Source organism: Labrenzia sp. R5_0 (assembly GCF_017743835.1).
GTDB lineage: Bacteria > Pseudomonadota > Alphaproteobacteria > Rhizobiales > Stappiaceae > Roseibium > Roseibium algicola.
The window spans coordinates 1,275,177-1,290,152 of sequence record NZ_JAGHRK010000001.1 but is presented as its reverse complement, the minus strand read 5'-3'; the positions used below and the strand labels follow the sequence as shown (position 1 = coordinate 1,290,152).

Here is a 14,976-nt window from a genome sequence, read left to right as displayed (position 1 = left end):
CCGGGAAACTTTTCCCGGGCACTTCAAGACACCCGGGGCGAGCATGACACCCGCCTTCTCTACTTACCGGGCCCGACCTTCATGACGGATCAGACACAGTCCATTTCCAGCGTGGCCCCGGCTGCGAAAGCTCGTGCTAAGGCTCCCTTCAGCCTCAGCCGCCTGCCCGATGCCATGACCGGCTGGCTACTGTCGCTGCCTCTGGCGCTGGTGCTGTTCTTCTTCCTGGTTCTGCCGATTGCCATGATCGTCGTGGTGAGTTTCTGGGGGGCGACGGAATTCTCGATCTACCCGGCCTTCCAGTTCGACAACTACGAATTCCTGCTGACGTCTCCAGTGACCTACCAGGTGTTCTTCAACACGGTGAAATACGCGTTGATCACCTGGGCGATCACACTGGTGATCGGGTTTACCGTTGCCTATTTCCTCGCCTTTCACGTGCGCACGCTGACCTGGCAGATCGTTCTGTTTCTGTTGTGCACGATCCCGTTCTGGACATCCAACATCATCCGCATGATTTCCTGGATCCCGTTCCTGGGCCGCAACGGCATCGCCAATTCCACATTGATCTCGATGGGCGTCATAGACGAGCCGCTGGATTGGCTGCTCTTTTCCGACTTTTCGGTGATCCTGGCCTTTGTACACCTCTACACGCTGTTCATGGTGGTTCCGATCTTCAACACCATGATGCGTATCGATCGCTCGCTGATCGAGGCAGCCTATGACAATGGCGCCACCGGTCTGCAGACACTCACCAACGTCATCATTCCGCTGACCAAACCCGGCATCATGATCGGTTCCATTTTTGTCGTCACGCTGGTGATGGGCGACTTCATTACCGTGCGCTTCATGTCGGGAAGCCAGAAGGCCAATGTCGGCAGGTTGATCTCCAACGACATCGCGCTTTTGCAATATCCCTCTGCCGCGGCAACAGCGGTCATCCTGCTGATCACGGTGCTTCTGGTGATCTCGATCCTGCTGCGCTTCGTCGACATCCGGAAGGAGCTCTGATCATGGAAAAACGTTCCCGCTCCTTCTATGCGCTTGCCGCGTTCTTTGGCCTTTTCCTGGTTTTCCTCTATGGCCCGACAGTCACCATCGCGATCCTGAGTTTTCAGGGACCGCAGGGCGGGCTGACCTTCCCGATGCGCGGCGTCTCGCTGCACTGGTTCCACGACCTGTTCGAACAACAGGCCGTCGGGGATATCTGGGGCAGTTTCTCGCGCTCGCTCGTGCTTGGCCTCATGGTCATGGTGACAACTGTCGTTGTCTCCGTCATGGGCGGCCTTGCCTTCCGCAAACGGTTTCCCGGGTCCGGTGCGATCTTCTATCTGATCATCACCTCGCTGGTGATCCCGTCGATCCTGGTTTCGCTCGGCGTCGGCCTGATCTTCTCCCAGTCCGGCCTTGCCGTACATTGGTCGACCTCGGGCTTCGGCGCGCAGCTGACGTGGACCTTGCCCTTCGGCCTATTGATCATGTTCGCGGTTTTCAACCGTTTCGACAAATCCTACGAGGAAGCCGCACGCGACCAGGGCGCAAGCGCCTGGCAGACTGTCCGTCATGTCGTGCTGCCGATAATCGCGCCGATGCTGATCGGGGTCGCCCTGTTCGGTTTCACCCTGTCCTATGACGAGTTTGCCCGCACGCTTCTGACGGCTGGCAGCTACAACACGCTGCCGCTGGAAATCTACGGCATGACAACAAACGTCACGACGCCGGTGATCTTTGCTCTCGGCACTCTGACAACCGCCTTCTCCTTCGGCATCATCGGCCTGTTCCTGGCCATTGTCGTCATCCTGAACAAACGCAGGTCACGGCACGGCTCGGATGCCGGAAAGGGCATGGTCTAGGGCCTTACATGCGCGACATACACATCCTCGTCATCAATCCGAATTCCACGGCTTCAATGACGCAGAAGATCGCGGCGGCTGCTCGCGCCGCAGCCGGTCCCTTCAGCCGGATTACGGCCATCAATCCACTGGAGGGACCGGCAGCCATTCAGGGACCAGCCGATGGCGAGGCTGCCCTGCCCGGCCTGTTCGATCTCTTCGAGCGCTCGCTGAAGACCGACCCAAGCATAAGCGCGGTCATCATCGCATGTTTCGACGATACCGGCCTGTGGGAACTGAAGGCGAAATCCCGCGTCCCGGTGGTTGGCATCGGCGAGGCGGCCTACCATGTTGCCTCCGTGGCGGCCGAACGGTTTTCGGTGGTTACCACCTTGTCCGTCTCCGTACCGGTGCTGGAAGAGAACCTGCAGCGCACCGGCCTTGCCGCCCGATGTGTCAGGGTGCGTGCATCGGACGTACCGGTTCTCGAACTGGAAAACCCCGAGAGCGATGCCCGGCACAAGATCGAGGCGGAAATCCAGGCCGCTCTGAGACTGGACGGCATTGGCGCAATCGCACTCGGTTGCGCGGGCATGGCGGATCTGGCCGCCGACCTGACGGCGCAATTCAAGGTACCCGTCATTGATGGTGTAGCGTCCGCTGTGCGCCTTGCAGAGGCGATCACCGCCTAGGCGCGCCCTCTCGCCTGCTAGTGGTCCAGAATGTCGTCCGCCTCCGTGCGGAAGCTTTCCACGGCGGAAAAGAAAACGTCGAACAGCATGCTGCGCTCGTCACCGAGCGAGAAAACCACTTCCTCGTATTGGCGTTGCATGTCCGAGACCGGAACCCGGTGAACGACATCGGTTCGACCGGTTCCGAACCGCCACATGAAACCGACCCCGAGGCCATTGACCACTGCTTCATAAACCGCGTCACGGGTGTCCAGTGTCAAAAGAGGCGAAGGCTCGAATCCGGCAGAACGAAAGGCCCTGTCGACCACCCGTTGGGTGGAGGATCCCCTTGTCCGGAAAATCAGGGGTTCGGCCATCAGCCGTTCGCAGGTCACGGCCGCCTCCCGGGAAAGCGGGCTGTCGGGATGGACGATGGCAACGACATTCTGCCTTGCAAGCAAGGCGCGCCGGAAACGGCCATCCGCAGGCACATCCGGCAGCACACCAATGTCGACTTCGCGGGTCAGCACTGCCCGCGTGATCCGCTCATGCGAACCTGTTTCCACCGCGATTTCGATGCCCGGATGCCGCTTGAGAAACTGCGCGATCAACGCCATGCCCGGCATCGAATTTCCCAATCCGATTTTCAAACGACCATTCAGCAAGGTGTTGTGGCGGGTCAAAAGCCGTGTTGCTGCGCGTTCGGCTTCTGCCATTCGTTCGGCGACATCGCATAGCTCGTTGCACAGCGGTGTTGGCGACAACACACCGTTTTTCCGGTCGAACAGGCGTACGCCGAATTCCGCTTCAAGGTCTTTCACATGACGCGCGACGGCCGGCTGCGAAATCTTCAGCGCCCGTGCCGCTGCAGCATATGAGCCTCCGGACGCGACCGCGTTCACGGCCCGAATGCGCGACAGGGAAAGTGTCATTCCAGGTTTTCTCCGATTAGCAAAGCCAAAGGTTTGATCACCTCAAACCATAGGTTCGCTCTGTTACGGCAGCGTCACAGAGTGACGACAATTTGATTGCGATTTCAGCGGGCCACGCCAACGGAGCACGGCCCTTCCTGACCAGAACAATCCGCCTGCCGTACCGGCGGATCCTCAATGTCGATCGGTGGTACCGAAAGGCAACCGGACAGATATGGACTTCGCAATGCGGGCTCGCAAAACAACAACAATTCAATGGCTTGGCGCCGCGGAGGTTGACGGTTATGCCGCAATCCTGTGCGATCTGGACGGTTGCCTGATAGCCGCCGGACGAGCATTGCCGGGCGCGGAAGATTTTGTCCGGGCTGCCGGCAGAAGGGTATCGATCGTTTCAAACAACTCGGCCGACACAAGCATCACGCTATCGGCAAAACTGAACGCAATCGGACTGCTGCTGCCGCAGGAAAGCATCTTTCTTGCAGGTGAGCTGGCTGTGCGCACGATCGCAGCGGAACGTCCGGGCGCGCGCATCCATGTAATTGCCGAACAGCCGCTTCACGCTCTTGCAACAGAGCTCGGCCTTGAGCGTGCGAACGACCGGACCGACGTCGTCCTGCTTGCCCGGGATACAAAGTTCACCCTGACCGGACTGGAAAAGGCCTTGCGACTGCTGGAGCAAGGCGCAGAGCTGGTCGTGACCAATCCGGATCTTTCCCACCCGAATGCGGACGGTCGCCCGGTGCCGGAAACCGGCTCCCTGCTTGCAGCTTTCAAGGCGTGCTGTCCGGAGATCGCGCCAAGGGTTATCGGCAAACCTCAGCCGTTCCTCATCAACGCGGCACTTGAAGCTGCGGGCGTTCCGGCGAGCGAGGCTGTCTTTGTGGGCGACAACGCCGCGACCGACGGTGCGGCGGCAACCCTTGCCGGTCTCGATTTCATTCACCTCGTTGCAACGCCCTCGCCGCTCGCGAACGGCGCTCCGGTGGAAGACACGTTACCGCTCACTCACCCGTCGTCAGTGGAGGCGAGCGCATGTTGACCTACGTTCTGCGAACCCTTTTGCGGATGGCGATCACCCTGTTCCTCATCGTGACGCTCGTCTTCTTCGCCACCAGGCTTTCCGGAAATCCGGTCGACTTCGTTCTCGGCGAAGGCATCACCAAGGAAGACCGGGCCCTCCTGATCGCTTACTACGGTCTGGATTCCTCCATCGGCACTCAGTACTGGCGCTATCTCAGCTCGGTGTTTTCGGGCGAGTTCGGACTATCCTTCCTGGAAAGGCGGCCGGTTTCGGAAATCGTTCTCGAACGTGCCTGGCCATCCTTGAAACTGCTGCTGAGCGCCGTCTGCTTCACGCTCATTGTTTCCATTCCGCTTGGCATTCTGGCCGCCATCTACCGCACCAGCATCATCGGCAGCGTGGTGATGGTGATCGCCTTTCTCGGATATGCCGTGCCGTCCTTCATCATCGGCATCCTGCTGGTGCTGATCTTTGCCTACACGCTCAACTGGCTTCCCGTCATTGGCGATGGAACGGCGCTGCATTTCATTATGCCGACGCTTGCCATTTCCGGCACGCTGGTTGCGGCGATCACCCGCTTCACCCGCAACGCCATGCTGGACGTGCTCAGCCAGGACTACATGCGCACAGCCCGTGCCAAGGGTCTGCCGGAGTGGATCGTCATTCTGAAGCACGGACTGCGCAACGCGTCGATCACGCTGCTTTCCGTGGTCGGACTACAGATCGCCAGCCTCGCGGCGGCGGGTAGCGTTGTCGTGGAATCGATCTTCGCATGGCCCGGTATCGGCGATCTCCTCGTCCGGTCCGCCATCCTGCGTGACTACCCCGTCCTCCAGTTCGGTGTCCTGTCCGTCGCTGTCGCGGTCATCGTGATCAACGCAGTGGTCGACATCGCCTACGCCTTCGCGGATCCGCGCATCCGCCTTGCCAAGGGATAAGCGCATGACCGACGCAACGCACAACCTGTCTTCGCCGCGTAATACCGGCACAAGAACATACCGTCTCCCGATCTGGTCGGATGCGAACTGGATTGTCCGGATCGCGCTTCTCATCGGCCTGATCCTGATCGTGACGGCACTTGCCGCCCCCTGGGTTGCCCCCTTCGACCCGAATGCCCAAAGTCTCATTTCCCGGCTGCGTCCGCCAATCGGGTTCGAACGCTACAAGGACGGCTTCTATTTCGGCACCGACGAACTCGGCCGGGATATCTTCTCCCGCTGCATCTACGGCCTGCGGCTGACCTTCGCACTCGCCCTTGCGGGAGCCGTTATCGGTCTTCTGATCGGCGGTACATTGGGTCTGATGGCCGGCATCATCGGCGGTGTTTTCGAAGAGGTCATCATGGGCCTGGTCGACGCGCAGATCGCCATACCCTTCACCCTGATCGCCCTTCTCATTCTGGCAGTCATGGGCTCATCCCTGGACGTGATGATCCTCGTGCTCGGTGTCTACGGCTGGGAGCAATACACGCGGATTGTGCGCGGTGAAGTGAAGAAGCTGATCCAGATGCCCTTTGTCGAAGCGGCACGTGCAGCAGGTGCTACGCCGCTCCGGATTGCGGTGAGGCACATCCTGCCCAATGTCGTCTCGCCGATCGTCGTCCAGTTCACACTGAACTTTTCCAACATCGTCATCCTGGAATCGACCCTGTCTTTCCTCGGTCTCGGCGTTCAACCGCCAACCGCAACGCTCGGATCGATGGTCGGCATCGGCCGCGACTATCTGCCGACGGCCCCCTGGATCGTTCTCGCCCCCGCGATGGTGATCCTGCTCCTCACATTCGCAGTCCAGATCCTTGGCGACTGGCTGCGCGACAAGGCGGATGTCCGTCTCAGGTCCCGCTGACCGAACCCAACCACAGAAGCCGGAACGGCCAACGCTCCACCCTAGCAGCCTTGGAGGCTCGATATGACCAAACTACTGGCAACCACCGCTCTTGCTTCGCTCATGGCGACAAGTGCCTTCGCAACAGAACTCACCGTTGGTGCAGCCAACGTGTCCAGCTACCTCGATCCGGGTCGCGATCACTCTAATGTCGGCTCACAGTTCTACTACAACGCCTTCGATACGCTGATCGCCAAGAACCACGACACCACCGACACTGAATGGCAGCCGGGCCTTGCGACAGAGTGGAAACTTGTCGAACCGACGATCATGGAACTGAAACTGCGCGAAGGCGTGAAGTTCCACAATGGTGCCGACATGACCGCCGACGACGTCGTGTTCTCGCTGAACCGGATGTATCAGGCCGACTTCCCACCCTATCAGGTGCGTGCCCGGGACCGTCTTGAAAACTTCGAGAAGGCAGAGAAGGTCGATGATCTCACCGTGCGCATCCATGCAAAGCGCCCGGAGCCTCTTTGGGAAACACTGCTGAACCTGCAGCAGGTCATGATCATTCCGGAAGCTTACACCAAGAGCCTTGCAGGCGACCCGGACAAGCTTGAGCATGACGACTTTGAAGCCTTTTCCCTGAAGCCGGTCGGCACAGGCCCATACAAGGTTGCCGAATTCGTACCAGGCGAAACAGTGGTCTGGGAACGTTTTGACGACTTCTGGGGCGAAAAGGCACCGCTCGACAAGGTCACCGTCCGGCATATGCCGGAGACTGCTTCACGCATCACGGCCCTGAAAACCGGTGAAGCCGACATCGTCACCAACATCGCACCTGACCAGCTTCAGCTCATCGAGAACGATCCGGACATGAAGGCCGCCGGCAGCGCCACTGCCCTCTTCCACGTCATGATCATGAATGTGAACCATCCAAAACTGAAGGATGCCCGCATCCGTCAGGCCCTGTCGCTCGCCATCGACCGTGACACGCTGAACGAAGCCCTGTGGGGTGGCAAGGCCGTGGTTCCGTCCACGCACACGCTTGCGGAATTCGGCGAATTGTACCAGCCGGAGCTGACCACCTTCGAATACAATCCGGAGAAAGCCAGGGAACTGCTCAAGGAAGCAGGCTATGACGGCTTCGAAATCACCTACGACACCGCGCCGGGCTACTACACCAACGGCCTTCTGGCGGCCCAGGCCATCATGGAGATGTGGGCGGAAGTCGGTATCAAGGGCAAGGTCAACGTCCAGGACAAATGGAGCGGCAACTCACCGGACATGATGACCCGCAACTGGTCCAACCCGATGTATTTCGCCGACCCGTTCGGCAGCTTCGGCGTCATGTGGGCTCCGAATGGTCCGTCTGAATCCGAAGGCCGTTTCAACACGGACGAAGACTACGCCAAGAGCTGGGAGCAGTTCCGCTTTAACGGTGATGTCGAGTTGCGTCGCGCGGCCTATGCGGAGCTGATGGAGCGCATCAAGCAGGATCCGCCGGTGCTGCCGCTGTATCGCCCCTATGAGAGCTGGGCGATGAAGACCAACGTCAACTGGGCTCCCAAGCCGGGTCACATTCCCTACGTGCTCGACTTCCGCGCCGGCTCCATTTCGTTCAACTAAGCAAAAAAAGGCGCCGCCGGTACACCGGCGGCGCTTTCCCTACCCTTTGATCAATTCAGGAAATTCAACGTGTCCGTACGCATTGCTGTTGTCGCCGACATCCACCACGGCAAACCTTCCGCGACCAAGCGCGGTGACACTGCCCTCGAGCTGATGGCCGAGTTTGCCCGTTTCGCCAACGATGCCGCCCCCGATTTCGTCGTCGATCTGGGCGATCGGATTTCCGATATGGACCGCGACACAGACCTTCAGCTGGAACGCGAAGTCGCCGACGCCTTCAAGGCCGTCGATGCTCCGGTCCACCACATCAATGGCAATCACGACCGCGATCACCTGGATGTTTCGGACAACGAGGAAATCCTCGGTCAGTCCCTCGCCAACGCGACCTTTGATGCAGGTGACTGGAGAATTGCTCTGTGGCGCGCAGACAGCAAGATCCATCGGACGCCGGAGCATTCCGGGTTCATTCTGCATGAGGCCGATCTCTTGTGGCTGTCACGCGTTGCACAGAACACGGACAAGCCTCTTCTGGTGCTCAGCCACGTTCCCGTTTCCGGTCATGGCCAGATCGGTAACTACTACTTCGAACGCAATCCGTCAGCTTCGACCTACCCGATGGCAGAACGTGCCCGCGCGGCACTGGCGCAGTCCCGGCAGCCGGTGGTCTGTCTGTCCGGCCACGTTCACTGGAACACAATCACCACGGTGGACGGCATTACCCATCTGACACAGCAGTCGCTCACCGAAAGCTTCACCACCAGGGGCCAACCTGCCTGTGCCTTCGGTTTGCTTGAGCTTGACGAAACCGTCTCCTGGCAGGTGCAGGGCCTCGACCCGATTGCCCATTCGTTCAAGCCTCATGCCGACCGCTGGACACCGCCGCTACCGGACTTCAACCAGCATCCGGAATTTGCCGCAAGACGCCGCGGAGACCTCAAATGACCCAGCCGGTACTGGACGTTCAGGACCTCAGGATTTCTTTCGGTGCTCATGAAGCCGTGAAAGGAATTTCCTTTGCAATTCATGCGCGCGAGACACTTGCGCTGGTCGGAGAGTCCGGTTCCGGCAAATCGGCCACGGCACTTTCCATCCTGCGGCTGATCGAACGAGAAGGTGGAACGATTGGCGGGGGCAGCATCCGCCTGAACGATGGTGATCGCTCCCATGACTTGCGAAGCCTGACGGATGCACAGCTGACAGCTCTGCGCGGCAATGCCATTTCCATGGTTTTTCAGGAGCCGATGACCTCACTCAACCCGGTTCTGAAAATCGGCGACCAGGTCGGCGAGGTCTTCATCCGCCACCGGAAGTTCGACAGGCGCAAGGCCATGCAAGCCGCGGAAGAAGCCCTCGATCAGGTACGCATTCCGGATCCGGCGCGGCGGCTGCAGCAATATCCGCACGAACTATCCGGCGGCCTGCGTCAACGGGTGATGATTGCAATGGCGCTCGCCTGCAGGCCCAAACTGCTGATCTGCGATGAACCGACAACGGCTCTGGATGTCACCACCCAGGCGGAGATCCTGACACTGATCCGGAACCTTCAGGCAGAGATCGGCATGGGCGTTCTGTTCATCACCCACGACATGGGCGTCGTTGCCGAGATTGCCGACCGGGTCGTCGTGCTTCGCAACGGCGAAAAGATGGAAGAAGCCAGCGTTCACGATCTCTTCGAACGACCGAAAGCTGCCTACACAAAGGCGCTGATGGCGGCAACGCCGAAACCGGGTTCCGGCACCAGCACGCAGCAGGCCGGGACCGAGACAGTGCTGGATGTTGAGCAACTGTCGACACGATTTGCCGGCAAATCCGGCCTGTTTTCCAGGAAATTCGGCGGCGTTCTGGCCGTGAACCGCGTTTCGCTGAAGGTTGCGCGTGGCGAGACGCTTGGTCTGGTTGGCGAATCCGGTTGCGGCAAGTCGACCCTGGCGCGGTCCATTCTGCATCTGATCGAACCTGAAAGCGGATCTGTCCGGCTTGACGGTCATGTTCTGAACAGCTCCTCCCGGCAGGCGCTCCGCGAAACGCGGAAGGACATGCAGATGGTGTTTCAGGACCCTTATGCGAGCCTCAATCCGCGGCTTCCGGTACATGAGCTGATCACGGAGCCGGCACGGATCCACGGCCTTGTCTCGCGCAAAGACCAGAAGGAACTCGCAGCGGATCTGGTTGAAAGGGTTGGACTGGAGCGCGATGCCATCAATCGCTTCGTGCACCAATTCTCCGGCGGACAACGTCAGCGTCTGTGCATTGCGCGTGCCTTGTCGGTGGAACCGAAACTCATCATTGCGGACGAAGCGGTTTCCGCGCTGGATGTTTCGATTGCCCGGCAGATCACTGATCTGATGCTCGAACTGCAACGCACGGAAGGTCTGTCGTTCCTGTTCATCTCACACGATATCGGCGTGGTGGAGCGGGTCAGTCACCGCATTGCCGTGATGTACAAGGGCGAGATTGTCGAAACCGGTCAAACCGAACAGATTCTGAAAAACCCGCAGCACCCGTACACACGCCGCCTGTTGTCTGCCGTTCCAATCCCGATGCCGAAGCAACGCCGCAAGTCTGCGGAGGCCTTCACGGCATTTCCGCAGGAAAGAACGACACTGGCGGCCCTGGCCTAACCAACTTCAGGCCAATTCGTTCCGGTGCAATCTGTTTCAGGAATATGGGGTCTCTTTACTGGCCCCTCACCCGGCAACACGCTATATCCTTGCCCCGGACGGACACAGACCTGGAGCTGCCATGAGCGGATTGCTTGCCCTACTCGATGACGTTGCCGCAATCGCCAAGATTGCCGCGGCCTCCGCGGATGACGTGATCGGCCAGGCGGCCAAGGCGGGTGCGAAAGCGGCCGGAGCCGTAATCGACGACGCAGCCGTCACTCCGAAATATGTCGCCGGATTTTCCCCTGCGCGCGAAATTCCGATCGTCTGGCGGATCGCGAAGGGATCAATCAAGAACAAGCTGATCTTCCTGCTTCCTGCCGGCCTCGTACTCAATGAGTTTTTACCAGGTATCATCACACCGTTGCTGATGCTGGGTGGCGCCTACCTGTGTTTTGAGGGGGCGGAAAAGATCTATCACATCTTCAAGCCACATCATCATGACGCCGACGAGCCGGAAGGCTTCGTTGCCGACCCGTTGCATCTGGAAGAACAGAAGGTTTCCGGCGCCATCAAGACCGACTTCATCCTGTCGGCGGAAATCATGACGATCGCCCTCGCCGAGATTCCTGAAAGCACCATCTGGATGGAAGCTGCCACGCTTGCAGTGGTCGCAATCGGAATCACCGTTCTCGTTTATGGCTCCGTTGCCTTGCTGGTAAAGGCGGACGACTTCGGCCTGATGCTGACGCGCAGAGGCCGCCTGTCGCTGACCCGCGCCTTCGGCCACGGCATTGTGAAAGCCATGCCCGGCTTCATGAAACTGCTGATGACAGTTGGTACCGCCGCCATGCTTTGGGTCGGTGGCTCCATCGTGCTGCATGGTATGGACGTTCTGGGCTTCGGGCAGATCTACGGCATCATCCACGACATTGCCCACAACGTCGCTCATTCGGTACAGGTCGCTCAAGGCTTCCTCACATGGGTGGTAACGGCAAGCCTGGACGGTCTGTTCGGCCTTGCACTCGGCATGCTGCTGATCCCGGTCACCAGCAAGGTGATCCTGCCGGTCTGGCGGCTCGTCAGAGGCAAGTCAGCCGCGAAGAACCACTGACCTTCCAGCGGTCGGCCCGGAAAAAACAAAGGCAATCGACAGGAGACAGTCGATTGCCTTTTTCGTGAGAGAGCAAAGCGTAGGATTTTCTATACGCCGAAGAGACCGGGACATGTCAGCCCGACAGCCTGCTCCCAGTCGCTCAATATCAGTTCCTAAAACGTATTGAAGCTTGAGGGGCCTTCTGGTTGAGCAAACGTGATGTAAGGCGCAACGGTAAGTGCCGTACCGACGAAGCCAGACTTCATGATAACATAGGCAAAGGCCATGAAGGTGCGGTCATAGGGCACCGACAGGTCCTTGTCGCGGTCAACGATCCGCTACGCCCTTAAACACCTGCAAGCGCGAGAAGTTCAAATTAGCGTTTAGATCGAAATAAATTTCTACCTATGCGAATTCGAGCATTGCGATTGACCGGGCATGGTTGGTTCTGCAGATCAGGCTTCGGCGTTACCGGGCAACAGCATCCCGAGTTCTTCGCCCGACAGAAAAATTGCAAAGAGATCTGCCGCCTTGTTCGCATCAAGAGGCATGGTCTCGATCCGTTTCGGCAGATCAGCGCGCTGCGTGTCGTTCAAAACATATCCGCGCAGCTTCACAATGCCCGCAAGATAGTCCGGATCTATTTCCGGATGCGGCTGACATGTCAGGATCCGGCCAGGCAGATGAAGCCCGGCAATCGGGCAACCTGAACTGCTTGCAACAACTTCAAGCCCCTTGGGTGCCATTGTGACCTGGTCCTGATGCCAGGCATTGAGCACCAGTTTTTCGTGACCGAAACCGCGATAGGTTTCCGGGCCGGCGGTAAAACCCCTGGGCGACCTCTCCACCTTACCACCAAGGGCTTGAGCAATGATCTGGTGACCGAAGCAAACACCGATCAGAGGTCGCTCGCTCTGGTGAATTGCGCGGATAAGATCCTCAAGCTGCGGAATCCAGTCGTGGTCTTCGTAGGCTCCGTGGCGGGACCCGGTTATCAACCAGGAATCCGCTGCTTCCGGCCCATCGGGGAACTCACCCGCCTCGACATCATAGGTCGTGAAGGAAAACCCGCGACCGGCCAGCAACTGCCGGAAGCATGCATCGTAGTCGCCCAATTCCTGTGCCAGTTCGTCGGGGGCATGCCCAGGCTGCAAGATGCCGATATGTCTGGAGTTCATCGATAGGTCTCGTCTGGCGAATCCGGCTGGCGCCGATCGCTCATGATTGACCGCTCTTTGCAGCATCCGCAAGACACGCGCCAAGTTTGCGCTTCTGCTCTCCGGATGGCTCGAAATTCTCCGCGACCAACCAGGCTTCGTAGCCCTTTTTCAGCGCCGGCCATTCCTTGTCGATCATGGAGAACCACGCTGTATCCCGATTGAGACCCTTGACGACAAGATGCTGCCGGAAGACGCCTTCCTCGTTGAAACCGAAACGCAAGGCGGCCTGTCTGGACGGAATGTTGTCGTTGTTGCACTTCCATTCGAAGCGCCGATAACCGAGATCATCGAACACATATTTCATGAACAGATAGAGGGCTTCGGTCGCCCCTCGTTTGCGTGAGATCAGCGGTCCCCAATAGATATTTCCAATTTCGATGACACCGTTGGCCTCGTCGATCCGCATAAGCGTCTGCCGTCCGGCAACTTTGCCGGTTTCCTTGTCCACGATTGCAAAAAAGAGCGGATCCTTGCTGGCTGCAGCCTTTTCCACCCACCCGTGGAAATCAGTCTCCGTCTTCGGTGGATACTCAGGCAGCCAGCGGAATTTCTGATCGCCGTCCGGCACATCGGAAGCTTCGAATAGCCCGGACGTGTGGCGCCCCGGATCAAGTGGCTCCAGAACAACGTAACGGCCCTCAATCGGCTTGTGCTCCGGCCGGGGACGCGCGGTCCAATGGCTAAGGTCTTCAGGCATGATCATCTCCGGAAAGGGCATGGCTTGCATGTGCCGGCAGTTTGCTACCAGCAGGCTCCCACTGTCTACCGTTTCACTGGTACCGCGAGAAGATCCAGTTCCTCGAGACCAACAGAACCAGTTAGGAGGCTCTTTTCCTTTAGGCCGCACCACGCCGTAAAGGAGCATTGAAGCCCATCTGCAACCAACAAAACTCGTGTTAAGCTCGGCCGGTTTCTGGAGGAGGCAAACCATGACTTCGGGTGTAACGGTGCTTGTCGGAACCACCAAGGGAGCGTTCCTGCTGAACGGTGGAAGCGACCGTGGAGGCTGGAAGGTAAAGGGACCTTTCTGCGATGGCTGGCCGATCAATCACGTGATCGGCGATCCGGAAAGCGGTACGATCTGGGCCGGCGGCGGCGGCGAATGGTCCGGCGCGGGCGTCTGGCGTTCTGTCGACGGCGGCGAGACTTGGGAAGTTACACGACTGACCAAAGGGACGCTCGACGATTGGGCAGCCAATGATCCCGAGACGGCCAAGTTTTTGAATTGGACACCTCAGGATCTGCCTTTTGCGGACGACTTTTCGCAAATCTGGTCGCTCGGGTACGCCCACGGCACGCTCTACGCCGGCACCAAGCCCGCAAGATTTCTCGCCAGCCGAGATGGCGGCAAGAGCTTCGCGCATCTGGAGGGGCTTGCCAATCATCCGTCCGCAGACAGCTGGAACCCGGGTGCGGCCGGCCTTGTGCTGCACACGATCGTTTCCGACCCGGACAATCCGAAAAAGCTCTGGATAGGCATTTCTGCCGCAGGCGTTTTCGCCAGCGAAGATGGCGGCATGACGTGGGAGCGACGCAACCGGCTGTCCAACGCGGCCGCCTGTGAGGGACATGATCACCCTGCCTCCCCGCGCGACGGCGAGACCGGCCATTGCGTTCACAACATGATGCGTGCACCTGGCGACAATGACCTGCTTTATCAACAGAACCACCACGGCGTCTGGCGATCCGCAGACGGCGGGCTCAACTGGGACAACATCACCGACGGCCTGCCCTCCACCTTCGGCTTCCCGATCCGCGTTCATCCGCGAGATCCTGACACCATCTGGACGCTCCCGCTTAACGGAGACACCGAAGGCCGGTTTCCACCCGGTGCGGCAGCAGCCGTGTGGAAGTCCGAAGACGGTGGCCGAACCTGGCGGGACAAGCGCGAGGGCCTTCCGCAGGAAGCCTGCTTCTTCACGGTTCTGCGTCAGGCGATGGGCGGTGACACACGAGACCCCGCCGGGCTCTACTTCGGCACAAACTCAGGCTCGGTTTTCGCCAGCCTGGATGAAGGTGAGACCTGGCAGGAAATTGCCCGCCATTTGCCGACTGTGCTGGCCGTCGAGGTTCTGGACCGAGGATAAAACCGCTGACATCGGGAAGGCCCTGCTGCCAACTCGCTGCCACGCGTGCGTTTGCCTC

General features: G+C 59.3%; 15 protein-coding genes. 11 read left to right on the top strand and 4 right to left on the bottom strand.

Translation table 11 applies throughout. From position 1 onward, the window contains the following. The first annotated feature begins 174 nt into the window (after nt 1–174). Genes J7447_RS05970 through J7447_RS05960 form a run of 3 tightly spaced genes read left to right on the top strand, consistent with a single transcriptional unit; the run spans nt 175 to nt 2,524 of the window. Nucleotides 175–1,011 carry an ABC transporter permease gene (locus tag J7447_RS05970; protein ID WP_031270739.1) on the top strand — a complete coding sequence of 279 codons (837 nt, stop codon included), beginning with the start codon at nt 175–177 and terminating at the stop codon, nt 1,009–1,011. Nucleotides 1,012–1,013: 2 nt separating this feature from the next. Continuing rightward, nucleotides 1,014–1,853, top strand: a complete 840-nt coding sequence (locus J7447_RS05965) for an ABC transporter permease (protein WP_055653687.1) — start codon at nt 1,014–1,016, stop codon at nt 1,851–1,853. Nucleotides 1,854–1,861: 8 nt separating this feature from the next. Next, entirely contained in the window at nt 1,862–2,524 is a 663-nt protein-coding gene (locus J7447_RS05960; protein WP_023004005.1) for an aspartate/glutamate racemase family protein, read from the top strand. Between the two features lie 17 nt (nt 2,525–2,541). Here J7447_RS05960 and J7447_RS05955 read toward each other — a convergent pair whose 3' ends face one another. After that, nucleotides 2,542–3,435 carry a LysR family transcriptional regulator gene (locus tag J7447_RS05955; protein WP_023004004.1) on the bottom strand — a complete coding sequence of 298 codons (894 nt, stop codon included), beginning with the start codon at nt 3,433–3,435 and terminating at the stop codon, nt 2,542–2,544. A gap of 226 nt (nt 3,436–3,661) precedes the next feature. On the opposite strand from J7447_RS05955, the gene J7447_RS05950 reads away from it, so the two are divergent. The 7 genes from J7447_RS05950 (at nt 3,662) to J7447_RS05920 (ending at nt 11,629) form a co-directional block, all read left to right on the top strand. After that, on the top strand, nt 3,662–4,474 hold the full coding sequence (locus tag J7447_RS05950) for an HAD family hydrolase (protein WP_209169065.1): 813 nt from the start codon (nt 3,662–3,664) through the stop codon (nt 4,472–4,474). Next, complete coding sequence (locus tag J7447_RS05945; protein ID WP_023004002.1) at nt 4,468–5,394, top strand: ABC transporter permease; 927 nt, start codon at nt 4,468–4,470, stop codon at nt 5,392–5,394. The genes J7447_RS05950 and J7447_RS05945 overlap by 7 nt, the downstream gene beginning before the upstream one ends. Nucleotides 5,395–5,398: 4 nt before the next feature. Further along, nucleotides 5,399–6,301: an ABC transporter permease gene (locus J7447_RS05940; protein ID WP_055653679.1), complete on the top strand. Its 903-nt coding sequence runs from the start codon at nt 5,399–5,401 to the stop codon at nt 6,299–6,301. Between the two features lie 63 nt (nt 6,302–6,364). Continuing rightward, nucleotides 6,365–7,912, top strand: a complete 1,548-nt coding sequence (locus J7447_RS05935) for an ABC transporter substrate-binding protein (RefSeq protein WP_055653678.1) — start codon at nt 6,365–6,367, stop codon at nt 7,910–7,912. Nucleotides 7,913–7,981: 69 nt separating this feature from the next. Next, nucleotides 7,982–8,854 (top strand): metallophosphoesterase, encoded by an 873-nt coding sequence (locus J7447_RS05930; protein ID WP_209169064.1) that lies wholly within the window; start codon nt 7,982–7,984, stop codon nt 8,852–8,854. After that, complete coding sequence (locus J7447_RS05925) at nt 8,851–10,533, top strand: ABC transporter ATP-binding protein (protein WP_209169063.1); 1,683 nt, start codon at nt 8,851–8,853, stop codon at nt 10,531–10,533. Before J7447_RS05930 ends, J7447_RS05925 begins: the two co-directional genes overlap by 4 nt. A 121-nt stretch (nt 10,534–10,654) precedes the next feature. Next, nucleotides 10,655–11,629: a DUF808 domain-containing protein gene (locus tag J7447_RS05920; RefSeq protein WP_209169062.1), complete on the top strand. Its 975-nt coding sequence runs from the start codon at nt 10,655–10,657 to the stop codon at nt 11,627–11,629. Nucleotides 11,630–11,784: 155 nt separating this feature from the next. On the opposite strand, the gene J7447_RS05915 is transcribed toward J7447_RS05920, so the two are convergent. The 3 genes from J7447_RS05915 to J7447_RS05905 all read right to left on the bottom strand — a co-directional run bounded on the left by J7447_RS05915 (nt 11,785) and on the right by J7447_RS05905 (nt 13,528). Then, the gene (locus tag J7447_RS05915; RefSeq protein ID WP_353653759.1) at nt 11,785–11,946 is read right to left on the bottom strand and encodes a histidine decarboxylase, pyruvoyl type; all 162 of its coding nucleotides are present in this window, start codon (nt 11,944–11,946) and stop codon (nt 11,785–11,787) included. Between the two features lie 120 nt (nt 11,947–12,066). Further along, on the bottom strand, nt 12,067–12,789 hold the full coding sequence (locus J7447_RS05910) for a type 1 glutamine amidotransferase (protein WP_209169060.1): 723 nt from the start codon (nt 12,787–12,789) through the stop codon (nt 12,067–12,069). A gap of 40 nt (nt 12,790–12,829) precedes the next feature. Beyond that, a complete protein-coding gene (locus J7447_RS05905; protein WP_209169059.1) occupies nt 12,830–13,528 on the bottom strand; it encodes a GNAT family protein in 699 nt (232 codons plus the stop codon). Nucleotides 13,529–13,760: 232 nt separating this feature from the next. On the opposite strand from J7447_RS05905, the gene J7447_RS05900 reads away from it, so the two are divergent. Continuing rightward, nucleotides 13,761–14,918 carry an exo-alpha-sialidase gene (locus J7447_RS05900; RefSeq protein WP_209169058.1) on the top strand — a complete coding sequence of 386 codons (1,158 nt, stop codon included), beginning with the start codon at nt 13,761–13,763 and terminating at the stop codon, nt 14,916–14,918. Nucleotides 14,919–14,976 lie beyond the last annotated feature (58 nt).

Coding starts and splice junctions, on each gene's coding strand:
- J7447_RS05970 (WP_031270739.1), top strand. CDS start 175: ATGACCGGCTGGCTACTGTCGCTGCCTCTGGCGCTGGTGCTGTTCTTC.
- J7447_RS05965 (WP_055653687.1), top strand. CDS start 1,014: ATGGAAAAACGTTCCCGCTCCTTCTATGCGCTTGCCGCGTTCTTTGGC.
- J7447_RS05960 (WP_023004005.1), top strand. CDS start 1,862: ATGCGCGACATACACATCCTCGTCATCAATCCGAATTCCACGGCTTCA.
- J7447_RS05955 (WP_023004004.1), bottom strand. CDS start 3,435: ATGACACTTTCCCTGTCGCGCATTCGGGCCGTGAACGCGGTCGCGTCC.
- J7447_RS05950 (WP_209169065.1), top strand. CDS start 3,662: ATGCGGGCTCGCAAAACAACAACAATTCAATGGCTTGGCGCCGCGGAG.
- J7447_RS05945 (WP_023004002.1), top strand. CDS start 4,468: ATGTTGACCTACGTTCTGCGAACCCTTTTGCGGATGGCGATCACCCTG.
- J7447_RS05940 (WP_055653679.1), top strand. CDS start 5,399: ATGACCGACGCAACGCACAACCTGTCTTCGCCGCGTAATACCGGCACA.
- J7447_RS05935 (WP_055653678.1), top strand. CDS start 6,365: ATGACCAAACTACTGGCAACCACCGCTCTTGCTTCGCTCATGGCGACA.
- J7447_RS05925 (WP_209169063.1), top strand. CDS start 8,851: ATGACCCAGCCGGTACTGGACGTTCAGGACCTCAGGATTTCTTTCGGT.
- J7447_RS05920 (WP_209169062.1), top strand. CDS start 10,655: ATGAGCGGATTGCTTGCCCTACTCGATGACGTTGCCGCAATCGCCAAG.
- J7447_RS05910 (WP_209169060.1), bottom strand. CDS start 12,789: ATGAACTCCAGACATATCGGCATCTTGCAGCCTGGGCATGCCCCCGAC.
- J7447_RS05905 (WP_209169059.1), bottom strand. CDS start 13,528: ATGCCTGAAGACCTTAGCCATTGGACCGCGCGTCCCCGGCCGGAGCAC.
- J7447_RS05900 (WP_209169058.1), top strand. CDS start 13,761: ATGACTTCGGGTGTAACGGTGCTTGTCGGAACCACCAAGGGAGCGTTC.